Genomic DNA, 22,715 nt, shown 5'->3' with positions numbered 1-22,715 from the left:
TATTAGCCTTCCAATTTGGAGAAATCCGCGATTTCTCCCATTGCCGATTGTATTTGCGAGAGAAGTTTAAGCCGGTTTTCACGCACCGGCGCATCGTCACTGTTGACCGTGACCTTATCGAAAAACGCATCGACGGGCGCGCGCAGTCCGGCCAAGGCGCTCATGGCGTCCTCGAACCGTTCCGCGCGAAGCGCCGGCGTGCTGTCGGCGCGCACGGCGGCCAGGGCCCGAAGCAGGGCGCGTTCCTCGTCCTGAGTGAACAACGCCTGTTCTGGATTCGCATCATAGCGCCGCCCGTCTTTCTTTTCCTCGATCTTCAAAATGTTCGCCGCACGGCGGTAAGCGGTCAGCAGATTGACGCCATCCTCGCGCCCGATAAACGCCTGCAGGGCATCGACCCGGGCGAGCAGACGCACCAGATCGTCCTCACCCCCCAGGGCGAGCACGGCGTCGATCATGTCGTGACGCACCGCGCGCCCTTTCATGTGCACCTTCAGGCGGTCGATGAAAAAGGCCAGTAGATCGGAGGCGATATCCTTGCCGTCGGCCCGCTCGAACACCGCCAGCAAGGGAAGGCGCAGGCCGTTCTCCACAATCAGGCGGATCACCCCCAAGGCGGCGCGGCGCAGGGCGTAAGGATCCTTCGATCCGGTCGGCTTCTCGTCGATCGTCCAGAACCCGACCAGGGTGTCGATCTTGTCGGCCAGGGCGACGGCCACCGATACCGGCGCGCGCGGGCACGCGTCATGGGGACCCAGCGGGGCGTAATGATCGCGGATGGCGTCGGCGACATCCGCGTGCTCGCCGTCGTGCAGGGCATAATAGCGCCCCATCACGCCCTGAAGTTCGGGAAATTCGCCGACCATGCCGGTCACCAGATCGGCCTTGCTGAGGCGCGCCGCCGAGCGCACACGATCCTTGTCCGCGCCGTCGATAAACCCGGCCAATTCGCTGGCCAGGGCCTGAACGCGATCGACCTTTTCGTCGATATTGCCCAGTTTGGCATGGAACACGATGTCCGCCAGATGAGTGGTCCGCGCCGCCAGCGAGGTCTTGCGGTCCTGATCCCAGAAGAACTTGGCGTCCGACAAACGAGCGCGCAGGACCCGCTCGTTACCCTTAATCACCGCCGCCCCTCGATCCGGGGTCTCCATGTTCGCCACGACGATAAATTTCGCCGCCAACGCGCCATCCGAGTTAAGCAAGGAGAAATATTTTTGGTGGCCACGCATGGAGCCGATGAGAACCTCGTCGGGCAGCGCCGTGTATTCGGGGGAGATGTCTCCCATAAGTACGACCGGCCATTCGACCAGACCCGTCACCTCGTCCAATAAAGCGTCGTCAGCGCGCAACGAAAGCCCGACCTCGGAAGCCAGTTTTTGCGCCTGCTCGAAAATTGACGCCCGTCTTTCCATGGGGCGTAACATCACCTTCGCCGCAGTCAACTTGGCCTCATAGTCGGAAAAACCGTCAACGGAAAAAGAATCCGGGGCGAGAAAACGGTGCCCCGCGGTTTCGCGACCGGAATCGACGCCGCCATAAGCGAGCGGAACGACCGCGCCGTCGAACAGCGCTAAAACGCCATGCAAGGGGCGCACCCAACGCTTTTCCTGGGTCCCCCAACGCATCGATTTCGGCCATGTCAGGGCGGTGACGGCATCGAGAAGAATGTCGCCCAGGACATCCACCGTCGCCCTCCCGCGGCGCTCAAGAACGGCGACGTAAAAGGTCTTGCCTTTGATTTCGCGTTGTTCGCAATCGTCCAGCGTCAACCCGCCCAACGATTTCAAGAAGCCGTCGATCGCCCGCTGCGGTGCGCCGGTTTGGGGACCTTTGCGTTCCTCTTTGACGTCCGGCTGTTTAATCGGCAGGCCATCGATAACCACCGTGATCCTTCTTGGGGTGGCGAAGGCTTCGGCGCGCGAGAACGCGAGTTCGGCGCTCTTGAGGCCATCTTCGATCAGGGCCTTCAACTCGGCGGCGGCGCGCGCCTGCATGCGCGCGGGAATTTCCTCGCTGAGCAATTCGAAAAGAAGCTCGGCCATGGCTCAGACTCCCTTCCCGGCGGCGCCGACCCAGGCCTCGCAACAGCCCTTGGCCAAGGCGCGGACGCGGCCGATGTAGGCCGCCCGCTCGGTCACCGAAATCACCCCGCGCGCATCGAGCAGGTTAAAGACATGGCTCGCCGCGATGCATTGCTCGTAGGCGGGCAGCGCCAGCGGCGCGGCGCGGCCGAGCAGGGCCTGGCATTGATGTTCGGCGTCGGCGAAGTGGCGGAACAAAATCTCGGTATCGGCGACCTCGAAGTTAAAGGCCGACTGCTCCCGCTCGTTGCGCAGGAAAACATCGCCATAACGCACCCCGCCGGCGTCGTCGGCAAGGCCGTTCCAATCCAGATCGTAGATATTTTCGACCCCTTGAATGTACATCGCCAAGCGTTCCAGACCGTAGGTCAGTTCGACCGCCACCGGATCGCATTCGATGCCGCCGACCTGTTGAAAATAGGTGAACTGGCTGACTTCCATGCCGTCGCACCAGACCTCCCAACCCAGGCCCCAGGCCCCCAGGGTCGGGCTTTCCCAGTCGTCCTCGACGAAACGGATGTCGTGGGCCAAAGGATCAACGCCCAGGGCGCGCAGACTGTCCAGATACAGCGCCTGGCTGTCGATCGGCGACGGCTTGAGCATCGCCTGGAACTGGTAATAATGCTGCAGGCGATTGGGATTTTCGCCATAGCGCCCATCGGTCGGGCGGCGGCAGGGCTGAACGTAAGCCGCCCGCCAAGGCTCGGCCCCCAAGGCGCGCAGCGTGGTGGCGGGATGAAACGTTCCCGCGCCGACACTCATGTCCTGAGGCTGCAAAATCACACAGCCCTGGCGCGCCCAGAAAGTCTGAAGCTTCAAAATCAGGGATTGAAAACACGTTTCAGGGTTAGGCGCGGGGGGCATGGGCGAACCGGAGAGATAAATGTTGCACTGCAGCGAAAGATAGCCCGGGGGTGTTTCCACGGTCAAGGCTCCCCTCGCCCCCAGCCTTTTCGAAACCGAACAGGCGCAAGAGTGTCATCGAATGATCTGGCACGTTTTATCCCTTCACGCGCCTTCGCGCGCATCCCCAAAAATCCCCGAAGGCCTCCGACCTCGCCTCAATCGTGCGGGCTTAAGCGTGTGGCCTTAACCGACATAAGGGCAGCCGTCGCGCCCGCACGATGTCGTCCCCTTGGCGGCGACATAGCTTTCGCAAACCGGGCACTTCACCATATCTTCGACGCTTTCGTCCGCGGCGCGCGCGCCCGACGCCCGACGCCCGGCGGCGGGATGGGCGGCGGGGCGACCGTTGCGGCGCACCTCCTCGCGAATGCTCTGGACCCGGTTCAGCCATTTAAAGCCGTACCAGACGACACCAACGATGAAGACGGTGAAAATAAACTTCGAAAGACTTAATCCAAACATGATCCCTTATTAGAGGCCCTTCGGGTAGCTGGTCAACAAAAGTCTCTAAAATTTAGCGCGCGCGCCTCCTGCAGAATATCTTGAGCGCGCGACGTATAGCCCCCACCCGCGTCATGCACGATCAAGGCGCTCAGCAATTGCAGTGGACCGGATACGCCCTTGCGCGCCCGCACGATCACGCGTTTGGCCTGCCGCCCGCTCCGAGAACGAATGGGCAGCACCGTGATCGCTCCGGCGCGACCGTGAAGGGCGGCCAGTACGTCGTCCAGTCGGTCGGCGCGATGAACAAACGTGACGTCGCCTTTGGTTTTGGTCATCGCCAAGGCGAATTTGACCCAATCGTCCAGACTCGACCGCCCCTCGACATGGGCGGCGGCGCGTGAGGTTTCCGGCGGAGGGTGTCCCTGGCCACGCTCCATATAAGGTGGATTGACCATGACGTGGTCGAAGCCTCCCCGTGCGATGGCGTCCGGCGGCGCGGCGATATCGCCAAGGACGACATCAACCCTGCCCTGAACGCCGTTCAAGGCGATATTGCGCCGGGCGAGGGCCGCCAATGGTTCTTGGAGTTCGATCCCCGTGACCGTGATATCCGCCACCCGCCGCGCCAAACACAGCGCCGCCGCACCGACCCCCATCCCGGCGTCGAGAACCCGCGCCCGGGACCTCGGGGCGATCGCCGCCGCCAGCAATACCGGATCGATCGCCGCGCGATAACCCGCCAAAGGCTGAAGCAGGCGCACGCGCCCACCCAACAAGGCGTCGTCGCTTACCTCCTCGGGAATCTCGCAGGATGCCGGGGAATCTCTGGAATCAAGGCCGGGATCGTTCGCACCGGGGGAATTCATGACCTTTTGCTCTCACCCGGCGCCATGGCTCAATCCTCGGCGCGAGCCAACGCCTCGCCCTCGGCCAGGATTAGACGCGCCAAGGGCAATTGGTCTTCGTCCACCATCACCCGGCGCGGCACCGCGCCGATCGACCCGTCCATCAACGCGGCATGTTGATCGAGCACGACAAAACGCACCCCCCGACCTTCGAGATGGGCGTTCAGCCAGGATAGAAAAACGGGGTCGTTGGTGCGGACTAATTCAATCATATGCGCGTGTAAAAACTTGACCGGATTGCAAACTGCGTTCTTATATGGCCTTTCTCGGGTGATAGTATAGACAATCGATCCAAAAGGGCAGGAGTTTTCAACGTGGGTGTGGCCGTCAATTTCGACGCAAAACAAGACGCGAAACAAAATACGGCCTCTGCGCTGGATCGCCTGACGGCCTTGCTCGCGGACGACCTGAAGGCCGTCAACCGGCTGATCATGGAACGGATGGACAGCCCGGTGGTGTTGATCCCGCAACTGGCCGGGCACATCGTCGCTTCGGGCGGCAAGCGCCTGCGCCCGCTGTTGACCCTGGCCACGGCCCGAATGTGCGGATACCCCGGCGAACGCCATGTGACGCTGGCGACCTGCGTCGAATTCATCCATACCGCGACGCTGCTGCACGACGACGTGGTCGATGAAAGCGATCTTCGCCGCGGCCAGGATTCGGCCAACGCCATCTGGGGCAACAAGCCCAGCGTGCTGGTCGGCGATTTCCTGTTCTCGCGCGCCTTCGAACTGATGGTGCTGGACGGGTCGCTGGAGGTGCTGCGCATTCTCTCCCAGGCCTCCTCGGTGATCGCCGAGGGCGAGGTGCTGCAACTGATCACCGCCAACGACACGACGACCGACGAGGCGGCCTATCTGGCGGTCATCAAGGCGAAAACCGCGGAACTGTTCGCCGCCGCCTGCGAGCTCGGCTCGGTGGTCGCCGACCGTCCGGCGCACGAACAGGACGCTTTGAAAAACTACGGCCTTAACCTGGGAATCGCCTTCCAGTTGATCGACGACGCCCTCGATTTTTCCGCCAAGCAGGCGACCTTGGGCAAGACCGTGGGCGACGATTTTCGCGACGGAAAAATCACGCTGCCGATCATCCTGGCGTTCGAACGCGCCGGCGAGGACGAACGCGCTTTTTGGCGGCGCACGTTGGAGGACGACGAGCAAAACGACGGCGACCTGGAACACGCCATCGCCCTGATGGAAACCCACGGCAGCCTCGACGACACCGTCGCCCGGGCCCGCGAGTATGGCAATATCGCACGGAAATCACTGGATATTTTCCCCGACGGCGAGGTCAAGAACACGCTTTTGGAGGTCATCGATTTCTGCGTCGAGCGCGCCTACTAATTTTCCCACACGATGGCTTGCCCTCGTCCGCACAGGGGTATATAAAACGCCACTTCAAGGTGACGGAGTGTAGCTCAGCCTGGTAGAGCACTGTCTTCGGGAGGCAGGGGCCGGAGGTTCGAATCCTCTCACTCCGACCAATGGAACCAACGCCTTAGCAGAATTTTGCTAAGGCGTTGGTTCGTATCTCGTCATATCCCCGAGAAACTCAAGCTTAAGAAATCGTCCTCTGCGCTCCCTGGATCGGAGCCAATGGAGCATTAGCGTGCCGTGTGGTTGCGGAGCATATAAAATTTCCCATATTTTTTATCCAGAGGCTTCCCCCATAATTTTTGACATGCGAAAAATTTATCTGCGTTTGAGTGTAATGCTGTCATAAGCTGTGTACATATATAACACTCTACCTCAAACTCGCTCATTGAGCAGATTGATTAAGAGGGAGCACATATCAATGACAGCGTCAACGTATGGAAAAATCGCCTATATGGTCGGGACTGTATTGTCCATCGCGGGGTGTCAAACTACGGCAGTTGGCCTCACCACGCCGAACGCAAGTTTGGCGAGAGAAATCGCATCCAGAAATTGTGCCATTGGCAATAAAAAAAGTGGAATATTTAGAGCCACTACAGAAATTAATCCATCAGAGATTTATGTCTATTCTGTCACTGAGAAAAAAAATGGCTGGAAAATTGCCAATTTCAGTACTCCTATGCTAAGAAGTAGGGTAAATCTTTACTTCAATACGGAAACGGCTGAATTTGCGTGTGGGACCGATAATTGGAGAGAATTATCAGATTCTCCGGTAACCAAACAGATGCCCAAAACATTCCTGATCACCCCAAACCAAGGCTTACGCGCCTCAGCTTCGCCGAGCAACGTTCAAAAACAAGCTATTGCGGTTCAATGGGACGGCTTTAGTCATTTAATGTCTGGCGTTATCGAAGAAACAAGAAAGGGCAAGGGCGGTGACATAAAAGTTATTCTGCCTGACAACCAAGGGACTTGTCTCGGTCGATATAACTACACCCAGGAGGGGAAAGGTAACTGGAGCATTGCCTGCGCAAACAATCTTGCCGCTTCGGGAAGCTTCACGGCTTTCGGCGATGGGAAAGGCACCATAGGCAAAGGCTTTGACGCGCGGGGCCGCGAAGTATTATACATGATGGCAGGCGCACTATGACCGAAAGCCAACGCAACAATTGACTATCGGTCTCGGCATGCATTTCGTGGTGATTTGACTTCTATTACAAAGCTCGAGGGTGGCGAGGTGAGGAGTGGTCATGTACGCCCTCATCACACCACCCGCCCGAACAAAGCGCCGATGGCGGCGGTGGCGGCCATGGCCATGGCGCCCCAGAGGGTGACCCGGAGCGCCGCGCGAAAGATGTTCGCCCCCCCGGCGCGTGCCGAGAGCGCGCCGAGAGCCGCCAGGGCGATCAATGACGTCAGGGAGACCCCGGGAATCGCCTGGCCTACCGGGAGCAGGGCCGCCGCGGCCAACGGCAGGGCCGCGCCCAGGGAAAACGTCAGTGCCGAGGTCAGCGCCGCCTGCACCGGGCGGGCGCTGAGGGTTTCGGAAATGCCCAGTTCGTCGCGGGCATGCGCGCCCAGGTCGTCGTGGGCCATCAGTTGCACCGCAACCCGCCGCGCGAGGGCGATTTCGACCCCGCGCCCGGTGTAAATCTGGGTCAATTCCTCAAGCTCGACCTCGGGACTGTCATCCAGGGCGGCGCGTTCTTTTTTCAGGTCGGCACGTTCGGTGTCGGCTTGCGAACTGACCGAAACATATTCCCCCGACGCCATCGACATCGCCCCGGCGACCAGACCGGCGACGCCGGCGAGCAAAATTCCGCTGCGGTCGGTCGCGGCCGCCGCAACCCCGACGATCAGGCTCGCCGTCGAAACGATACCGTCGTTCGCCCCCAGAACCGCCGCACGCAGCCAGCCGGTGCGATGAATGTAATGATGTTCACCCATGACTGAAAACCTCCCGAAAATGGGAACGCCTTATCTTTATTGGATATCTCGTCGAAAATTTCATCACAGCGTCTTCCTCGCCTTTCTTTTCGGCCCTCTTAAGCTTCGGCTCATGGCGTATTTATACACCAGGTCGAGGGAAAAGCGGACGATCAAGATTGTATTTTAGAAGGGTCCCACCTTCGATATGCCTTGCGAGAACATCCAAAGGTCGTCACAATTCGAGATTGCATTTCACCATCATAACAAGCAAGCCACCGTGCTCATAAAAAAACGGGGACACAGCAAAACGCGATACTAGGGAGGTTCACAGAATGTCGGAAACGATAAATATTGCACTGTTGGGGCTGGGCGCCGTCGGTCAGGAATTCGCGGCTCATTTTTTAGAACAAATCCAAGAAGGCCATAAACCCATTAAAATTGTCGCCGTCGCCGAAAAAGACGTCAAGTCACCGTTCGCGATGGGGTTCGCACAAAACAACGTCCCCGTATTCGAGGACGCCTGCGACGTCGCCACATTAGGCGATCAGGTCGACATCATATTCGACCTTACGGGGAACGCCGATATTCGCCAATCCCTGCGCAACGCCCTGCAGGAGAGCGATAACCGCCACACCGTCATCGCGCCGGAAGTCTTCGCCCGCTTACTTTGGAACTTTTTTGACGGCGCCGCACCCAATTTGCCAAAAAGGAAAAACGGAGGATACTGAGCAGGTCCGCTCACGAGAAAGCGCCCCTAGGCCCAATAGATACGCTGAGGCGTGATATACGGCGAGACCTGAAACATGTCGAGGCTTGTTGCCCCCGGCATTCCCGCACCAACCGTAATCCCGGGCCATCGACGGCGGCATGGGCGAGCGGACGGGTCGGCGTGAAGGCGCGCATGTCCGTCTTGCCGCTTGTGCGCGGGGCCGTTCCCTCATACCATTCCCGCCGCCTCGAAGGACAATGACCTTGCAAAGTCAGGGGGGAGGGAAAAATGCGCGACGCCGTGGTCGGAATAGTCATCGGATGCGTTGTCGGGATTATGCTCGGCGCCACCGTCATCGCCCCACGCATGAATGCGGCGCGTACGGATCATCCTCCCAAGCCGGCGGGATCGGAAACCCTGAATGCGTCACCGTCCACAGGCGAACAAACGTCCCTTCTCACCACGCACGATGGCGGGGCCACCACACACGGTGGCATGGCGCAAAGCGGCGTAACATTGAAGCTGGCCAGCGCGTTTTCCTTGCAAAGCCCCGATATGGGCGCACAGATCACACGCTTCACCGATCAAATCCAACGCGTTTCCAATGGCGCGGTACACGTGTCCGTACAAGCCCCAAACGCACCGATAGCCCCGACGGATTTCTTCGACGCGATTTCCGGCGGAGCGCTGGATGGCGCATTTATCGACCCTGGATTATGGGCCGGTCGCGCCCCGGCGCTTAATTTGTTTTCGTCCGTGCCTTTTGGTCCCGAAATGAACGAATTTTCGGCTTGGTACGCCACCGGCGGCGGACGCGAGGCTTTTGCCGACATCGCCAAGGGACTATCCATGCACGCCCTGGCCTGCGGCGTCGCCCCGGGCATGGCGGCGGGGTGGTTCCGCGTTCCGGTTACCTCGGCCCGCTCTTTTTTGCATTTGCGCATCGCCGCCCGGGGATTGGGGGCGCGCGTCCTCGCCCGCGCCGGGGCCAAGGTTTTCGACATGAAGCCCGCCGATATCTTCATGGCCATGGAGGAAGGTCTGTTGGACGCCGCCCAAGTGCCCCTCCCCACCGACGATTCCCGGATGGAATTCAATCCGGCGGCACAAACCTATTATTTTCCGGGGTGGCACAAACCCCTGACCTTGCTGGCCTTGATGATCCGACAACAACGCTGGGATGCGCTTACTCCAGCGCGCAGGGCACAAATTGAAACGGTATGCGGCGACACCATGCGCCAGGGCCTAGGATCTGGCGAAGCCGTGCAATTCGCCGCCCTGAAGACCCTAACCGCCGACGGCATAAACATCCGACGCCTCCCTCAATCGGCGATCAATACCCTGAAAAAAGCATGGGGCGCTGTCGTCCGTGAGGAAGCCGCCAAGGACAAAACCTTCGCCGCACTTTGGCGATCCCTCAGCGATTTTCGCGAGAATTACGGGATCTGGCGCGAACTGAGCACCCCTTAAGCGCACCCTGAGCGTCATGGGGAGCCTCGCGCCTTGGTCTTCCGGCCGTATCTTCCGGGGTTATGTCAATGCCCGAGATTTTGCCCCGCGCCACGCGCCAATGCGACCGGCAACTTCCCCACCCTGGACAGTAGGTATTCCAGATCATCGGAATCGAAATCGACCCCCAAATCGCCGTATTGCGTTAAAATCCGTTCAAGCATGCGCCGAGAATAACGCGCACGGTCGTTTTCTTCTCCGTCGTAATCCGTTTCGGTCGCGACATCTATGGCCGCGCGCACGGCAGGAAAAAAACTTTTCGGAAGATGCGCCCGATCAAAGATCGCCCGCAGCCCCAATTCACCGGAATCATGCACCAATATCCGGGCGTTCACCAAGGGCGTCCGCGCGAGAACGGCCATGGAGACCTCGAAAAAAGGCATATCCCCCATACACAGAGCGCGCAACACGATCGAGGGCGTTAATCGCCCGTTGTCGTGCATTTGATGGATCATGCCATACAGATCATGATCGCTTGAACCTTCCGTCAACCCAACGGTTACCCGCTCGCGGGACTGAAAAATCAAATCCGAGGCCAGCGAGGGGGGCAACTCATGGTGCTTCACCAAATCCTCGCGCAAGGTTTCCGAAACAAGAGCCACCAACCGCTCACCCACTTTAAGGGGGAGCTTGGGCCGGTGCGCCATTGCACCGTGAACGCGTTCGCTTTGGGTGAAATCATCTAGGACTTTCTGCAAGGCTCTTTCGGAAATTTCGGCCCCGTGGTTCTCGACCAAGACCGTCACCACGTTTTCGTTTTGCGTTTCCACCAAAGCATCCGAAATCGCGGGCGAGACATGCGTACGCTCGGCGATTGCGACCTGTTTCGTTTCGGCGTTTTCACGCACCAGTTCCAATAAATCGACGTCATTCAACACGTCGGAAAAACGTATCATCGGTAGGGAAACCCGATCCACATCGCGCGCCAAATTAAGCGCCACGTCATGGGGAACGTCCGGGTTTTCCTTGAGGTTTTGCGCCAACGCTTCGCGCACGCGTATGGCCGCATCCTTGACCATGACCCGAAAAATTTCTTCCGCCAGGGCGCGTTCGGACGAACTGAGCGACCCTAAATTAAAATCCATCGCAATTTTTGATGCGGTTATCGCACGTCGTTCCGGCGAAGGATCCTGCAACAATTTTTGCACATCGGTTTCGCTCAAAGTAGGTTTGATCATGATCGTCCTAATGGCCAAAGGCGATAAGTACCGCGGGGTCCCTGAGGAGGCACGGGGCCCTCTGCACGCACTGGGCCGCCATGCGTGCGAAAAACATGCATGCGAGAAAATTGCTTATACCTTTCCTCTCGTCACGCGGCCCTTAAGTATACCGCAGGTGGGCGCATCAAAACAAACATGTTCGCGATCATGACCAAAACACGTGTTCATTGCGCAACCACCTCATTTTTCCTAAAGACACAACCCATTAAATATATTAGATTTTTTACATGTCTCTCGGAGGCAGTTGCAGATTATTTTCAGTTAAGCTAATAAATCACACTGTTGTCCTTATATATTCTAAAGGCTCATTGGGACCTTTTGCATCGATTTGGAGTACGTTAAACCATGAAAGCATCACGTATACTCGCCCTTGGACTCGCCACCACGTTCGCGCTCGGCGTGGGCTCGGCCCAGGCCGCATCCAGCGCTGGTGAAAAACTTTTTCAAAGGAAATGTTCCACCTGTCACAAGCTGGACAAAAACGCCGTCGGACCGGAACTGACCGGAATCATCGGACGCAAGGCCGGTAGCGTCGCGGACTTCAAACGCTACAAAGCAATGAAGGGGGCGAAATTCACTTGGGACGAAAAGTTACTTGATGAATGGATCGCCAATCCTCGGAAATTCCTTAAAGAGCACGCCGATATCGTCGGCGGCAAGAGCACAAGCATGGTCGTCAAAATCAAAAAGGAAAAAGAACGTCAGGCGATCATCGATTACCTCAAAACCGCGAAGTAAGACACCGATAGAAGATCTATTTTCGAAACCCCCGCCCCTCACAACGAGGCGGGGGTTTTCTTTCCTCTAATTCTAAGATATTCTGTACCCCACCGTACACAGGTGTCTTTGATTGAAACGCCCCATTCCCTGGTTTGAGCGAGGGATTTTTGCGTTTTTTTCTGTGACCAAGACGATTTCCGGTTACGGGCGCATGAACCATTCACGATCTTTAGGGAAACGCATCCGCCCCTGGTCAGGGCGTGCGTATTTGGGAGGAGTTTAGATGAAAAATAAGACTGTATTAGGCCTTCTCATGGCGGCAACCGTGGCTTTCTCCGCCAGTTCGGCCATGGCCGCAAGCAAGGGCGAGAAGCTGTTCAAACACAAGTGCAGTGTCTGCCACAAAATCGATAAAAACGCCGTCGGACCGATGCTGAAGGGTGTCATTGGTCGCAAGGCGGGCAGCGTTGCGAGCTTCTCACGCTACAACGCCATGAAGGGCGCCAACTTCACCTGGAATGAAGCCCTGATCTCCGAGTGGATCACCAATCAGCGAAAATTCTTAAAAACGCACAAGGATATGGTTGGCGGAAGCCGCACGGCGATGATCGTCCATATTAAAAAGGAAAAAGATCGCAAGGCGATTATTGACTATTTAAAAACGGCTCAGTAACCCTTCTCGATTATTTATCCACCACGACCCGCCGTATCTTTATTGCGGCGGGTTTTTTTTATGAAGATTAGGGTCAGGACCACTTCATCTGATGCGTCTGGTTTGTGAAAAATGTCACAAGCCTAGAAGAAGACTTGCCGGAAGCGCCGTTCACTTTCAAAAGTCTTCGACGACGTTCCTGGGGCATTTTTCACAAACCCCTGCGGGACGGGATGAAGAGGTCCTGACCCTAAAGACATCTCCCTCTCTTGGCGCGCACTCTTAACGGTTTGAAAAAAGTATTTTTCCATCCGAAAGAGGATATCCTCGGCAAGTTCAAGACCGATCCGGCAATTGACGAACCGGAAAATTTAAGGCACTTGTGATTCTTCCCGCCCAAGCAACCGGAGCCCCCCATGTCCGCCGAAAACACCGCACCCGCCCCCCTGCGTTCCGACGAGGACGAGGACGATATCACGGCCATTCGCGAGGGCGTGCGCGCCTTGTGCGCCCAATTTCCGGGAAAATACTGGCGCGACGTAGACCGCGAGCGCACCTACCCTCAAGCTTTCGTCAATGCCCTCAGCGAGGCCGGCTACCTTGCCGCCTTGATCCCCGAAGGCTATGGCGGCAGCGGCCTGGGCATTCGCCACGCGGCGGCAATTTTGGAGGAAATTCACAAATCCGGGGGCAATGGGGCGGCCTGTCACGCACAGATATACACCATGGGCACCCTTCTGCGCCACGGAAGCCCCCGGCAAAAAGAAACATGGCTGCCGCAGATCGCCAGTGGCGCAGTGCGCCTCCAAGCGTTCGGGGTCACGGAACCGACCAGCGGTACGGATACCCTGAACCTGAAAACGACGGCGGTGCGCGACGGCGATAATTTCATCATCAACGGGCAAAAAGTTTGGATATCGCGTGCCGAACATTCCGATTTGATGATTCTGCTCGCACGCACGACCGCCGTGGACAAAGTGGAAAAGAAGGGGCTTGGGCTCTCGGTTTTTCTAATCGACATACGCGAGGCGCTAAAAAACGGCCTGACCATCCGCCCGATTCGCACCATGATCAACCATGCCACGACGGAACTGTTTTTCGACGACCTCGTCGTGCCCGCCGAAAATCTGATCGGCGAGGTGGACATGGGTTTTCGTTATATCCTCGACGGGATGAACGCCGAGCGCATCCTGATCGCGGCGGAATGTATTGGCGACGCTCGCTGGTTCATCCAAAAGGCGAGCGATTACGCCCGCGAGCGGGTTCTTTTCGGGAATCCGATCGGAGCCAATCAGGGCGTTCAATTTCCCATCGCACGCGCCTACGCCGCCACCGAGGCCGCCGATCTGATGGTGCAAAAGGCGGCCCGCTTGTTCGATCAAGGCGACAAACCCGCCGCCCAATCGAACATGGCCAAACTGCTGGCGTCCGAGGCGTCGTGGCAGGCCGCCGACATGTGTCTGCAAACCCACGGCGGGTTCGGCTTCGCCGAGGAATACGACGTCGAACGCAAGTTTCGCGAAACCCGCCTGTATCAAATCGCGCCGATCTCGACCAACATGATTTTGTCGTACATCGGCGAACACGTGCTGGACCTGCCCCGGTCTTATTGAGGGAACCGTAGCGCCCATGAATGCTCCACTGCAAAATCTTCTGGTGATCACCCTGGAACAGGCCGTCGCCGCGCCGTTCGCCTCTGCCAAGCTGGCCGAGGGCGGCGCGCGCGTGATCAAGATCGAACGGCGCGAGGGTGATTTCGCCCGCGGCTACGACAGCGTCGTGGACGGCGAAAGCGCTTATTTCGTCTGGCTCAACCAGGGCAAGGAATCGATCGCCCTGGATATCAAGGAGCCCGGCGACGCGGCGCTTCTAAAACGCATGATCGCGTCGGCCGACGTCTTCATCCAGAACCTCGCCCCCGGGGCCGCAGGGCGGGCTGGGCTGGGCGCGGACGATCTGCGCGCCCGTCATCCGTCCTTGATCACCTGCGACATCAGCGGCTATGGCGAGGACGGCGCGTACCGCGACATGAAGGCCTATGATCTTCTGGTGCAGGCCGAAACGGGCCTGTGCGCGATCACCGGAGGAGAGGCCGAGCCCGGGCGCGTCGGCATCTCCATCGCCGATATCACGACGGGAATGCAGGCGTTCAGCGCCATCCTCCTGGCCCTGCGCGCGCGCGATCGGAGCGGTCTTGGCCAAGCGATCAAAATTTCCCTTTTCGACACCGTCGCCGAACTGATGACGGTGCCCTATCTGCATCAGCGCTACGGCGGCGCGGCCCCGCAGCGGGTGGGGATGAACCATCCCTCGATCGCGCCTTACGGGGCTTACCGGGGCAAGGACGGCCGCCGGGTCGTGCTATCCATTCAAAACGAACGCGAATGGGTCCGCTTTTGCCGCGCCGTCCTGGATAACGAAAGGCTGGCGGACGATCCTCGCTTTGCCGATAACGAAAGCCGCGTCGCCCATCGCGGCGCGCTCGACGAGGCCATCGCCTCCGTCTTCGCCGCCCTCGACCGACCCGAGATCATCCACCGCCTGCGCGACGCCAAGATCGCCTTCGGCGCGCTGAACGCCGTCGCCGATCTTCAGACCCACCCCCAATTGCGCACGCACGCCTTCACGACGCCCTCCGGGACGGCCTGGGCCCCCGCCACGCCCGCCCGCATCACCCCCTCGTGCGACGACGGCTCGGCGCGCACGCACGTCCCCGCCTTGGATCAACACGGCGCCGACATCCGCCGGGAATTTGGCGACGCCCACCCCATGACCGAGGCGCACCGTCCATGAACACGCCTTTTGACGACATGACGCGTTGGATCGGAAACCGCACGCAAAGCGACGATGTGATCACACCGTCTTCCTGCGCCGCAATGGCCGCGACTCTGGGATGGGTCGGTCCGCCGCCGCGAGACGGCGAGGCGATCGGCCCGCTGTGGCATTGGATGTATTTCACCGACAAGGCGCGATCCGGACAACTGGGGGCGGACGGACATCCCGTTCGTGGCGGCTTCCTTCCTCCCATCGCGCTGCCCCGGCGCATGTTCGCCGGCGCGCGGGTACGCTTCGACGCACCACTTTATGTGGGTGAAAAAATTCACCGCCATAGCGAAATTACCGCCATCGCCGCCAAAAAAGGGCGCAGCGGCGCGCTGGTTTTCGTCACCATTCGCCACCGCATCGAAGGGCCGCAGGGTCCAGCCTTGGAAGAAGAACACGATATAGTGTTTCGTGGCGCACGAAGCGCGCAAGACGGGTCGCCCGAACCGAAGCCTTTTACCGGAGCCGTCACCCGACGCAGACGCGTCATGCCGGATCCGGTGCTCCTGTTCCGCTATTCCGCGCTGACCTTCAATGGACACCGTATCCACTACGACCACCCCTACGCCACCCACGTGGAAGGTTACCCGGACCTTGTCGTGCACGGCCCTTTGATCGCCACCTTGCTGGCCGACTTCGCCCGCGAAGCCGCTCCTGAACGGTCGCTGGCGTCGTTCACCTTCCGCGCCAAAGCCCCCTTATTCGCCAATCGCTCCTTCGATATTGTCGCCCTGGAGGAGGGCGGCGACCACGACAACGCGCCCGACACCGACGCGCGCGCCAGGGTGTGCGCCCTCACCCCCGAGGGCGCGCGCGCCATGGAGGCAAGCGCCACGTTCCACGTCCGACCGCCTGTCGGTTAATAAACCGAAATAGTCTTTGACGTCCCCCTCCGGCTCGGGGATAAGGTGGCCTCTTCCGCCCGAGACGGATGATCACGGAACGGGACGCCCAAAAATACGAAAGCCGTTTCCATATGAGCGCCAACGCCACATTGATTAGAATTTTCGCCCTCCTCCTGGGCGCCGGCGCTCTGAACCTGGGTTTAGGGCTGCAAGCAACCTTGCTCGGCGTGCGCGCGGGGATCGAAGGTTTCAGCACCAACGCCATCGGGTTCGTCATGTCCGCGTATTATGTCGGCTTTATCGCCGGCACCTTCTTAAGCCCAAAACTGATCAATCGGGTCGGCCATATCCGCACCTTTTCGGCGTTGGCGTCGTTGGCCTCGGCCGTCGCCTTGTGCTACATCCTTTTTGTCGATCCGATTTCATGGATGGTGTTTCGCGCCATCACCGGTATATGTTTCGCCGGACTCGCCATGGCGACGGAAAGCTGGCTCAACGAAAAATCGACCAACATCAACCGCGGCACCGTCCTTTCGGTATATATGGTCGTCATCCTAAGCGCGACGGCGGGGGGGCAAATGTTACTCAACCTCGCCGAACCGGGGGGGCATCTTCTATTTGTTCTGGTCTCCATCGTGATTTCCGTCGCCCTGGTCCCGGTCGCCCTAACCACCAGCGCGATGCCTGTGCAAATTCACACGACCCGCATGTCCCTCGGTCGCCTGTTTGGACGAACCCCGGTCGGGGTCATCGGGTGCATCGGCGCGGGGGTCGTGATCGGGTCATTCTGGAGTCTCGGCGCCGTTTATGCGCACGCCATCGGCCTATCCACTTTGAAAATATCCATTTTCATGACGTTGGTGATCGGCGGCGGCGTGATCTCGCAATTTCCCCTGGGCCGGTTATCCGATCACCATGACCGCCGCTACATCATTTTCGGCCTGAGTGTCTGTATCGCCGTCGTCGGATTTTTGATCGCGGTCCTGAACCTTGGACTGGTCGGCCTGTTTGTTCTCGCGTCGCTGTACGGCGCGATGATTTTGCCTCTGTATGGCCTGGCGATCGCCCACGCCAACGACCTGATGGAACCGGAGGAGTTCGTTCCGGCCAGCGCCGCATTGCTGTTGCTGTACGGCATCGGCGCGGCAACCGGCCCCATTCTGGCCGCCGTGGCGATGAGCCATGCCGGCCCCGGCGGACTGTTCCTCAGTTCGGCCACGGTCGCCGTTATTCTCGCGGCTTTCGTCGCTTTTCGCATCAGGAAGAAATCCATCCTACCGACCCAAACTCAAAGCGATTTCGTCCCCGCCCCGCGCACGACATCCGTAATTTACGAGATGGACCCACGCAGCGAAAGCGACGACGAGGCGCCCGAAGGCACACCCGAAGTCACACCCCCATAACATTCTCGTTTTTCCGTTCGCGCCTCACCCCGCCCGTTCTTTAGCCCCACCCGGCCCCCACCGGGGGCGTTCTAGTGGATCGGGCCGACGTTTCGCTCCTGCGAACCATCGGGCCGACCACTATCTATCTTTTTGTTGCAGTTTGATTTCTTCACGCATTTGTGTCCAATTGCATCGGACTCAAATGTTAAACTCAAACCACTAGATCTCGGTTTCGAAACCGGCCATTTTCCAGGCGAATATTCCCCCGGACAGGTGGTAAACGTCGCAAAAATCGCCAAGCGCCCGCGTCAGATGATGACCAAATTGAGCCGTGCGCGCACCCGAGGCGCAATAATAAACGACACTTTTTCCCTCGGCGACGGGAATTCGAGAGGGGTCGAAACACGACAACGGAACGTGGTGGGCCAACGCGATATGCTCACGCGCATGCTCATGGGCCTCGCGCACGTCCACCAAAATCGCCTTGTCCTGAACCAACCAGTCCTTAACCGTGTAGGGATCAATATCCTTAATGCCCATCTTTGCCTTCTCCATAGCCGATTGTCGTGCTTCGCCGCCCCCGGGATCGCTTTCGCGCCGGAAGGTTATGCGTTATCGCTTAATTGTTGAGGTTTATCTAATATAAAAGACGGGGGAATACAACGGCTCTGCATTCCCCCTCTTCGCAAGAAAGTTTCGTTCGCCGTGGAGCGCCAGACAACGTTCAATCAAACGCCTTCAGGTAGTCCATGAATTTATCCAGGGGAAGGGGGCGGCTGTAATAAAAACCCTGGATCAGGTCCCCCCCTTCTTTGGCGAAAAAATCAAGTTGATCCTCGGTTTCGACACCTTCGGCGATCACACACAACTCAAGGGAATGGGCCATGGCGATAATCGCGCGCACCAACTCGGCGTCTTCCTTATCGACGGTGACGTCATTGACGAAGGATTTATCGACCTTCAACGTATCGAGAGGAAACCGCTTCAAATAGCTCAAAGACGAGTATCCGGTGCCAAAATCATCGATCGATAATTTAACGCCGAGCGCCTTTAGACGGTCCAATTCGCTACTCACGTTACCTCCCTCGATCAAGAGGCTCTCCGTGATTTCAACTTCAAGACAGTCGGGCGGCAATTTGCTTTGCGCCAACGCCGTGTTTATGGTGTCGGCCATCGCCCCGTCCCTGTACTGCCGCGACGAGGTGTTGACCGCGACGAAAAGGTCACGCCCCGTTTGCTTGCGCCAGAGTTCGGCGTCGCGGCACGCCTTGTTCATCACCCACGCGCCGATCGGAACAATCAGGCCCGTGCTCTCGGCGATGGGAATAAAGGTGTCGGGACCGATCGCGCCCATTTGCGGGTTGTTCCAACGCAGCAACGCCTCGGCGCCGATCGGTCGGCGCGTTTGAATATCAACGATGGGTTGGTAATTTATGCTCAGTTCATTGCGTTCGAGCGCATAACGCAACGCCGTCTCAAGGCGCACGCGGCGCGCGGTTTTCTCATTCATTTCCGCGGTGAAGAACTGGTAGTTGTTGCGCCCGAGGTCTTTCGCCCTAAATAAGGCCGCATCGGCGTGCGATCGCAAAACCTGGGGATCATCGCCATCGGAGGGAAACAGCGTAATGCCAACGCTGGCGGAGATGAAAAATTCGTAACGATCGATATGAAAAGGGACGGTAAAGGCGTCGATGATGTCGCGGGCGGCCTGCTCGATCATAACGGACGATTTTTGAGCTTCTATAATAATTTCAAATTCATCCCCACCCATGCGCGCCACGGTGTCAACCTTACGCACACAACCTTGCAGCCGCCTGCCGACTTCGATCAAGATGCGGTCGCCGACATCGTGCCCCTTGGTGTCGTTGATCGATTTGAAATCATCCAAATCGACGAAAAATACGGCGCCGGTGCCGTCATCGCGCTTGGCTCTTTCGATGCTCTGGGTCAAACGATCCAAAGACAGAACCCGGTTCGGAAGGTCGGTCAGGTCGTCGTAGTTCGCCCGGTGCAAAAGTTGTTCCTCATATTTTTTGCGCACCGAAATATCTTCCATGATGGCGAGAAAATTGGTGATCAGACCGTGCTCATCCTTGATCGGCGAAATAGAGCTGTATTCCCAGTACTCTTCTCCGTTTTTACGCCGGTTAAGGACCTCTCCGCTCCATGTTTCCCCGGTTTCCATTTTTTCCCACAACTTGAGGTAGGCGCCGCTCGAAATTTCTCCGCTCGCCCCTTCGGTGGGGTTTTTCCCTAGTATTTCATCGGGCCGATACCCGGTGGTGTCACAGAATCGCCGGTTGACATACTCGATGACCCCATTGACATCGCTAATCACGACGCTGGCGGGGCTTTGTTCAACGGCCAAGGATAATTTACGGAGCAATTGGCGGTCGGCCTCGTGATCGGTAATATCCTGTACGATCAAAATGATTTTTACCGCACGATTGGCCACGCATTCGGCATTGATCAGAAAACGCAGGTAGCGGCGCTGACCATCACGGCGCACAATCGTGCACTCGATTTCATGATCCTCACACCCATGACGGCTATCATCCAGGGTTTTCAAAAAGCGGTCATGGTCGTTTTCGGAAATCGCCTTAACGATATCCGTGAGAAGCACCCTCGATTCGGACTCAACCCCGAAAATCCGGCAAAACTCCGCAGAAGCCCACACCGCGCCGCTATCCACCGACCACTCCCAGTTGCCCAGTTGCGCGATACGCTGCGAATTGGCCAACGACGCCCCGACCTTGGACAGGGCGTCTTGGGCGCGCCTGCGTTCAAAAACGCGCCCCAGCTGCCCGCCGATATCCAGCAGCATGTAAAACAGGCCGGCGTCCTGTTCCATCTCATCGGACGAAAAAAATTCCAATACGGCGACGACGTCTCGCCCGGCGAGAACGGGAAAGGCGAACGCCGATTTCAAACCAAGACCGACGGCCACCCGGGCGCGCGGAACATCCAGTTCATCGCGAATTTTCGTCACCCATACCGGCTCGGCGGTTGCGAGAACGCGCCCGGCCAACCCTTCCCCCCGGCACAGCCCCGTAGCCATGGTCAAACGGGTAAATTCTCCGTAACGCCTGGGATGTTGGTTCACCCAAAGATCCGAAGGTTTAAGGAGGTCCGGGGCGTCCTCGTGCACCATGTAGGCATGCGCCACGGGGCACCCACAATATGCCGCAATATCGCGCAAACAGATCAACAAAGCCTCTTGCGGCGTCTCCGACACGTTGGCCGCCGCCGCCACGGATTGTTGGAGGTCAATCAGCCCGCTCGATTCGCGCAGGGCCGTTTCGGCGCGGATTCGGCTTTCGATTTCCGCCTCCAAGGTCCGCGTTCGCTTTTCGATATTTTGTTCTAGGTTTTCATTGGCCTCCTTGAGGCGCAGTTCAAACTCCCGGCGCTTCGCCATGGCCGTGGCGATGGCGACGGCGCCGCCAAACACCAACATCACGATCGGAACAAACAGCCACAAAAGCTTCCACTTGATGCCGGCCACCCTGGCCTCTAGCGCCGATTGCGGCACAAAAGTGATTAGTTTCCAAAAATATTTCCCATCCCCATTGCTTGTCGGGCGCGCATCGACGTCTCCGCCTCTATGGGGGGGCGACAGCCGATTGTCTAGAGGGTGGATCGTTCGAAAGGTAAACAGACCGAGTTCCTGGTAAAATTGCCCCCGATCGCTGGTGATGATCTTACGCCAAGCTTCGGGGTATTTTTGTCGGAACGACCCGCCGTGATCCAATTGAAATCCCCACAATTCCCTCGGATCGGGACTGTGCAACCAATATCCACCGCGATTGAGGACCATGGCGTAACGCGCACTTTCCCCCAGACCGTCAAGGAACGTGTTGATAATGGCCTCCCCCGCGAGGGTAATGATCAGGGCGCCTTTTTTACGCCCCGCGCCGTCGAACATCGGTGCGCCAATGTGAATTTGCAGTCTATACGGATGAACAATTTTTCTGTTTTTACGCTCCAACTCAAAAGGAGAAATAAAAACCTGCCCTGCGTTCAGCCTGAAAACATCGGAGAAAAAACGTCGGTCGCGGTCGCGCTTCAGGGCCTGATCGGAAATCACCGTCCCCTTGCCTTTGTTGAAGTCGATGCGAACGCGTTCTTCCCCTTTTGCATCGAAAAGGCGAATCCGTCGATAGCTGTCGCGCCATCCCGCAAAAGCAAGGAGATGCTTGGACAGCACCTCCAGTCTCGCCTGTTCGGATTCATTTTCAAAGCGGCTCAGGCTCTGCAATCCGGTCAGGGAACGCAAATTCTGCAAGGCATGCCCGAGATGATCGCGCACGCGCTGAGCGCCCATTTCCAAATGTAATTCCTCGCGTTCGGCGACAAATACATTCTGGACCTCTTTTTCGGAGTAATAAGCGTATCCGAATACGGCTGCCAAAAACAAACAGCTTGGAACAAACAAGCGTAAAAAATACCGGCGCGCCCGACTGCGATACCCCAAAAAATCAATCCCATTTTCTATTCGAAAGGACGCCGAGAGTCGAAAACTCCATATCGTCCCGCCGTTGCCGAGAGTTGGTTATACCCGATCGGATGAAAACTATCCATCAAGGCGTTGTCTTACAAAAAGGCGCCCAATCGCCCTATTCCCGTATCTTGAGGTTGCCCCACCCTTGCGGAGGAGGACAGCGCATGCTGGACAGGATGTTATTTTTCGTCGCGGCGACCTTTTTGGTTTTGATGGTATACAGCGCGAACATATACATATCCCACAACATTCTTGCGCCAGGCGCGCACGCGCCGGGCCTTACGCCTCCCCCCTCGTTCCTTTTCAACCATCCCCTCATTTCCCATATCGGGATCGTACGCCAATACCCCTCACCCCATGGAGAGGCGCGCACGTCACGGAAAAAAAATAACGCCACTTCTACTTCAAAATAAACAAGCCATACGCTTAAGTACAAATAATAGTATTCATACCATAAAATGTAAATTTTAATTTTATAACTCAACTATAATTCAATAATTATAAAACATTGCACAATACATTGAAATATATTTATGTTTTTGTTTTATACATATGCAACTATAAATTATATATTTATATAAATCACAATAATTATACAATTAAAAATACAATATCCGTATGTAAGCATGCCGACCCCCTGACGTACCCCGGGCTTTATCTTCACGGGGCCGCCTTGTCCGCACGCGCAAGCCCCCAACGCGGATACGGCA

At 57.8% G+C, this 22,715-nt stretch carries 19 protein-coding genes and 1 tRNA gene; 11 read left to right on the top strand and 9 right to left on the bottom strand.

All coding sequences use genetic code 11. From position 1 onward, the window contains the following. Positions 1 to 2: 2 nt before the first annotated feature. The 5 genes from glyS to P3M64_RS13920 form a co-directional block, all read right to left on the bottom strand. Positions 3 to 2,045, bottom strand: coding sequence for a glycine--tRNA ligase subunit beta (gene glyS / locus P3M64_RS13940; RefSeq protein ID WP_132939065.1), 2,043 nt, complete (start codon positions 2,043 to 2,045; stop codon positions 3 to 5). Between the two features lie 3 nt (positions 2,046 to 2,048). Then, complete coding sequence (locus P3M64_RS13935) at positions 2,049 to 2,948, bottom strand: glycine--tRNA ligase subunit alpha (protein ID WP_132939128.1); 900 nt, start codon at positions 2,946 to 2,948, stop codon at positions 2,049 to 2,051. A gap of 225 nt (positions 2,949 to 3,173) precedes the next feature. Beyond that, positions 3,174 to 3,452 (bottom strand): hypothetical protein, encoded by a 279-nt coding sequence (locus tag P3M64_RS13930; RefSeq protein WP_132939066.1) that lies wholly within the window; start codon positions 3,450 to 3,452, stop codon positions 3,174 to 3,176. Between the two features lie 32 nt (positions 3,453 to 3,484). Beyond that, positions 3,485 to 4,300 (bottom strand): tRNA1(Val) (adenine(37)-N6)-methyltransferase, encoded by an 816-nt coding sequence (locus P3M64_RS13925; RefSeq protein ID WP_132939067.1) that lies wholly within the window; start codon positions 4,298 to 4,300, stop codon positions 3,485 to 3,487. 29 nt (positions 4,301 to 4,329) lie between these two features. Beyond that, on the bottom strand, positions 4,330 to 4,551 hold the full coding sequence (locus tag P3M64_RS13920) for a putative signal transducing protein (RefSeq protein ID WP_132939068.1): 222 nt from the start codon (positions 4,549 to 4,551) through the stop codon (positions 4,330 to 4,332). Between the two features lie 102 nt (positions 4,552 to 4,653). On the opposite strand from P3M64_RS13920, the gene P3M64_RS13915 reads away from it, so the two are divergent. The 3 genes from P3M64_RS13915 (at position 4,654) to P3M64_RS13905 (ending at position 6,862) form a co-directional block, all read left to right on the top strand. Next, positions 4,654 to 5,682, top strand: coding sequence for a polyprenyl synthetase family protein (locus tag P3M64_RS13915; protein ID WP_243644772.1), 1,029 nt, complete (start codon positions 4,654 to 4,656; stop codon positions 5,680 to 5,682). A 63-nt stretch (positions 5,683 to 5,745) separates the two neighbouring features. Next, a tRNA-Pro gene (locus tag P3M64_RS13910) sits at positions 5,746 to 5,822 on the top strand. Positions 5,823 to 6,133: 311 nt separating this feature from the next. Then, the gene (locus tag P3M64_RS13905) at positions 6,134 to 6,862 is read left to right on the top strand and encodes a hypothetical protein (protein ID WP_132939069.1); all 729 of its coding nucleotides are present in this window, start codon (positions 6,134 to 6,136) and stop codon (positions 6,860 to 6,862) included. Positions 6,863 to 6,975: 113 nt separating this feature from the next. On the opposite strand, the gene P3M64_RS13900 is transcribed toward P3M64_RS13905, so the two are convergent. Next, entirely contained in the window at positions 6,976 to 7,659 is a 684-nt protein-coding gene (locus P3M64_RS13900) for a VIT1/CCC1 transporter family protein (protein WP_132939070.1), read from the bottom strand. 314 nt (positions 7,660 to 7,973) lie between these two features. Here P3M64_RS13900 and P3M64_RS13895 point away from each other — a divergent pair, with 314 nt between their 5' ends. Together P3M64_RS13895 and P3M64_RS13890 are read left to right on the top strand one after the other, a co-directional pair. Then, positions 7,974 to 8,369 carry a Rossmann-fold NAD(P)-binding domain-containing protein gene (locus P3M64_RS13895; protein ID WP_132939071.1) on the top strand — a complete coding sequence of 132 codons (396 nt, stop codon included), beginning with the start codon at positions 7,974 to 7,976 and terminating at the stop codon, positions 8,367 to 8,369. A gap of 269 nt (positions 8,370 to 8,638) precedes the next feature. Next, complete coding sequence (locus P3M64_RS13890; RefSeq protein WP_132939072.1) at positions 8,639 to 9,820, top strand: type 2 periplasmic-binding domain-containing protein; 1,182 nt, start codon at positions 8,639 to 8,641, stop codon at positions 9,818 to 9,820. Positions 9,821 to 9,885: 65 nt separating this feature from the next. Here the strand turns inward: P3M64_RS13890 and P3M64_RS13885 are convergent, their stop codons facing one another. After that, positions 9,886 to 11,037: a DUF2336 domain-containing protein gene (locus P3M64_RS13885; protein ID WP_132939073.1), complete on the bottom strand. Its 1,152-nt coding sequence runs from the start codon at positions 11,035 to 11,037 to the stop codon at positions 9,886 to 9,888. Between the two features lie 387 nt (positions 11,038 to 11,424). Here P3M64_RS13885 and P3M64_RS13880 point away from each other — a divergent pair, with 387 nt between their 5' ends. From P3M64_RS13880 to P3M64_RS13855, 6 genes are all read left to right on the top strand, one after another. Continuing rightward, positions 11,425 to 11,817 (top strand): c-type cytochrome, encoded by a 393-nt coding sequence (locus tag P3M64_RS13880; RefSeq protein WP_132939074.1) that lies wholly within the window; start codon positions 11,425 to 11,427, stop codon positions 11,815 to 11,817. A 265-nt stretch (positions 11,818 to 12,082) separates the two neighbouring features. Next, positions 12,083 to 12,472: a c-type cytochrome gene (locus P3M64_RS13875; protein WP_132939075.1), complete on the top strand. Its 390-nt coding sequence runs from the start codon at positions 12,083 to 12,085 to the stop codon at positions 12,470 to 12,472. Between the two features lie 395 nt (positions 12,473 to 12,867). Next, positions 12,868 to 14,064: an acyl-CoA dehydrogenase family protein gene (locus tag P3M64_RS13870; RefSeq protein ID WP_132939076.1), complete on the top strand. Its 1,197-nt coding sequence runs from the start codon at positions 12,868 to 12,870 to the stop codon at positions 14,062 to 14,064. Positions 14,065 to 14,080: 16 nt separating this feature from the next. Beyond that, positions 14,081 to 15,244 (top strand): CaiB/BaiF CoA transferase family protein, encoded by a 1,164-nt coding sequence (locus P3M64_RS13865; protein WP_132939077.1) that lies wholly within the window; start codon positions 14,081 to 14,083, stop codon positions 15,242 to 15,244. Continuing rightward, on the top strand, positions 15,241 to 16,137 hold the full coding sequence (locus P3M64_RS13860; protein ID WP_165886315.1) for an FAS1-like dehydratase domain-containing protein: 897 nt from the start codon (positions 15,241 to 15,243) through the stop codon (positions 16,135 to 16,137). The genes P3M64_RS13865 and P3M64_RS13860 overlap by 4 nt, the downstream gene beginning before the upstream one ends. Before the next feature lie 68 nt (positions 16,138 to 16,205). Beyond that, positions 16,206 to 17,522 (top strand): MFS transporter, encoded by a 1,317-nt coding sequence (locus tag P3M64_RS13855; protein WP_132939078.1) that lies wholly within the window; start codon positions 16,206 to 16,208, stop codon positions 17,520 to 17,522. A 201-nt stretch (positions 17,523 to 17,723) separates the two neighbouring features. On the opposite strand, the gene P3M64_RS13850 is transcribed toward P3M64_RS13855, so the two are convergent. Together P3M64_RS13850 and P3M64_RS13845 are read right to left on the bottom strand one after the other, a co-directional pair. Next, positions 17,724 to 18,044, bottom strand: coding sequence for a rhodanese-like domain-containing protein (locus P3M64_RS13850; protein ID WP_165886316.1), 321 nt, complete (start codon positions 18,042 to 18,044; stop codon positions 17,724 to 17,726). Between the two features lie 184 nt (positions 18,045 to 18,228). After that, positions 18,229 to 21,828 carry an EAL domain-containing protein gene (locus P3M64_RS13845; protein WP_132939080.1) on the bottom strand — a complete coding sequence of 1,200 codons (3,600 nt, stop codon included), beginning with the start codon at positions 21,826 to 21,828 and terminating at the stop codon, positions 18,229 to 18,231. Between the last annotated feature and the right edge of the window lie 887 nt (positions 21,829 to 22,715).

The sequence above is a fragment of the Varunaivibrio sulfuroxidans genome (assembly GCF_029318635.1).
GTDB classification, from domain to species: Bacteria; Pseudomonadota; Alphaproteobacteria; order Rhodospirillales; family Magnetovibrionaceae; genus Varunaivibrio; species Varunaivibrio sulfuroxidans.
Note: the sequence above shows the minus strand (reverse complement) of the source record. Positions and strands in the feature narration are given on the sequence as shown.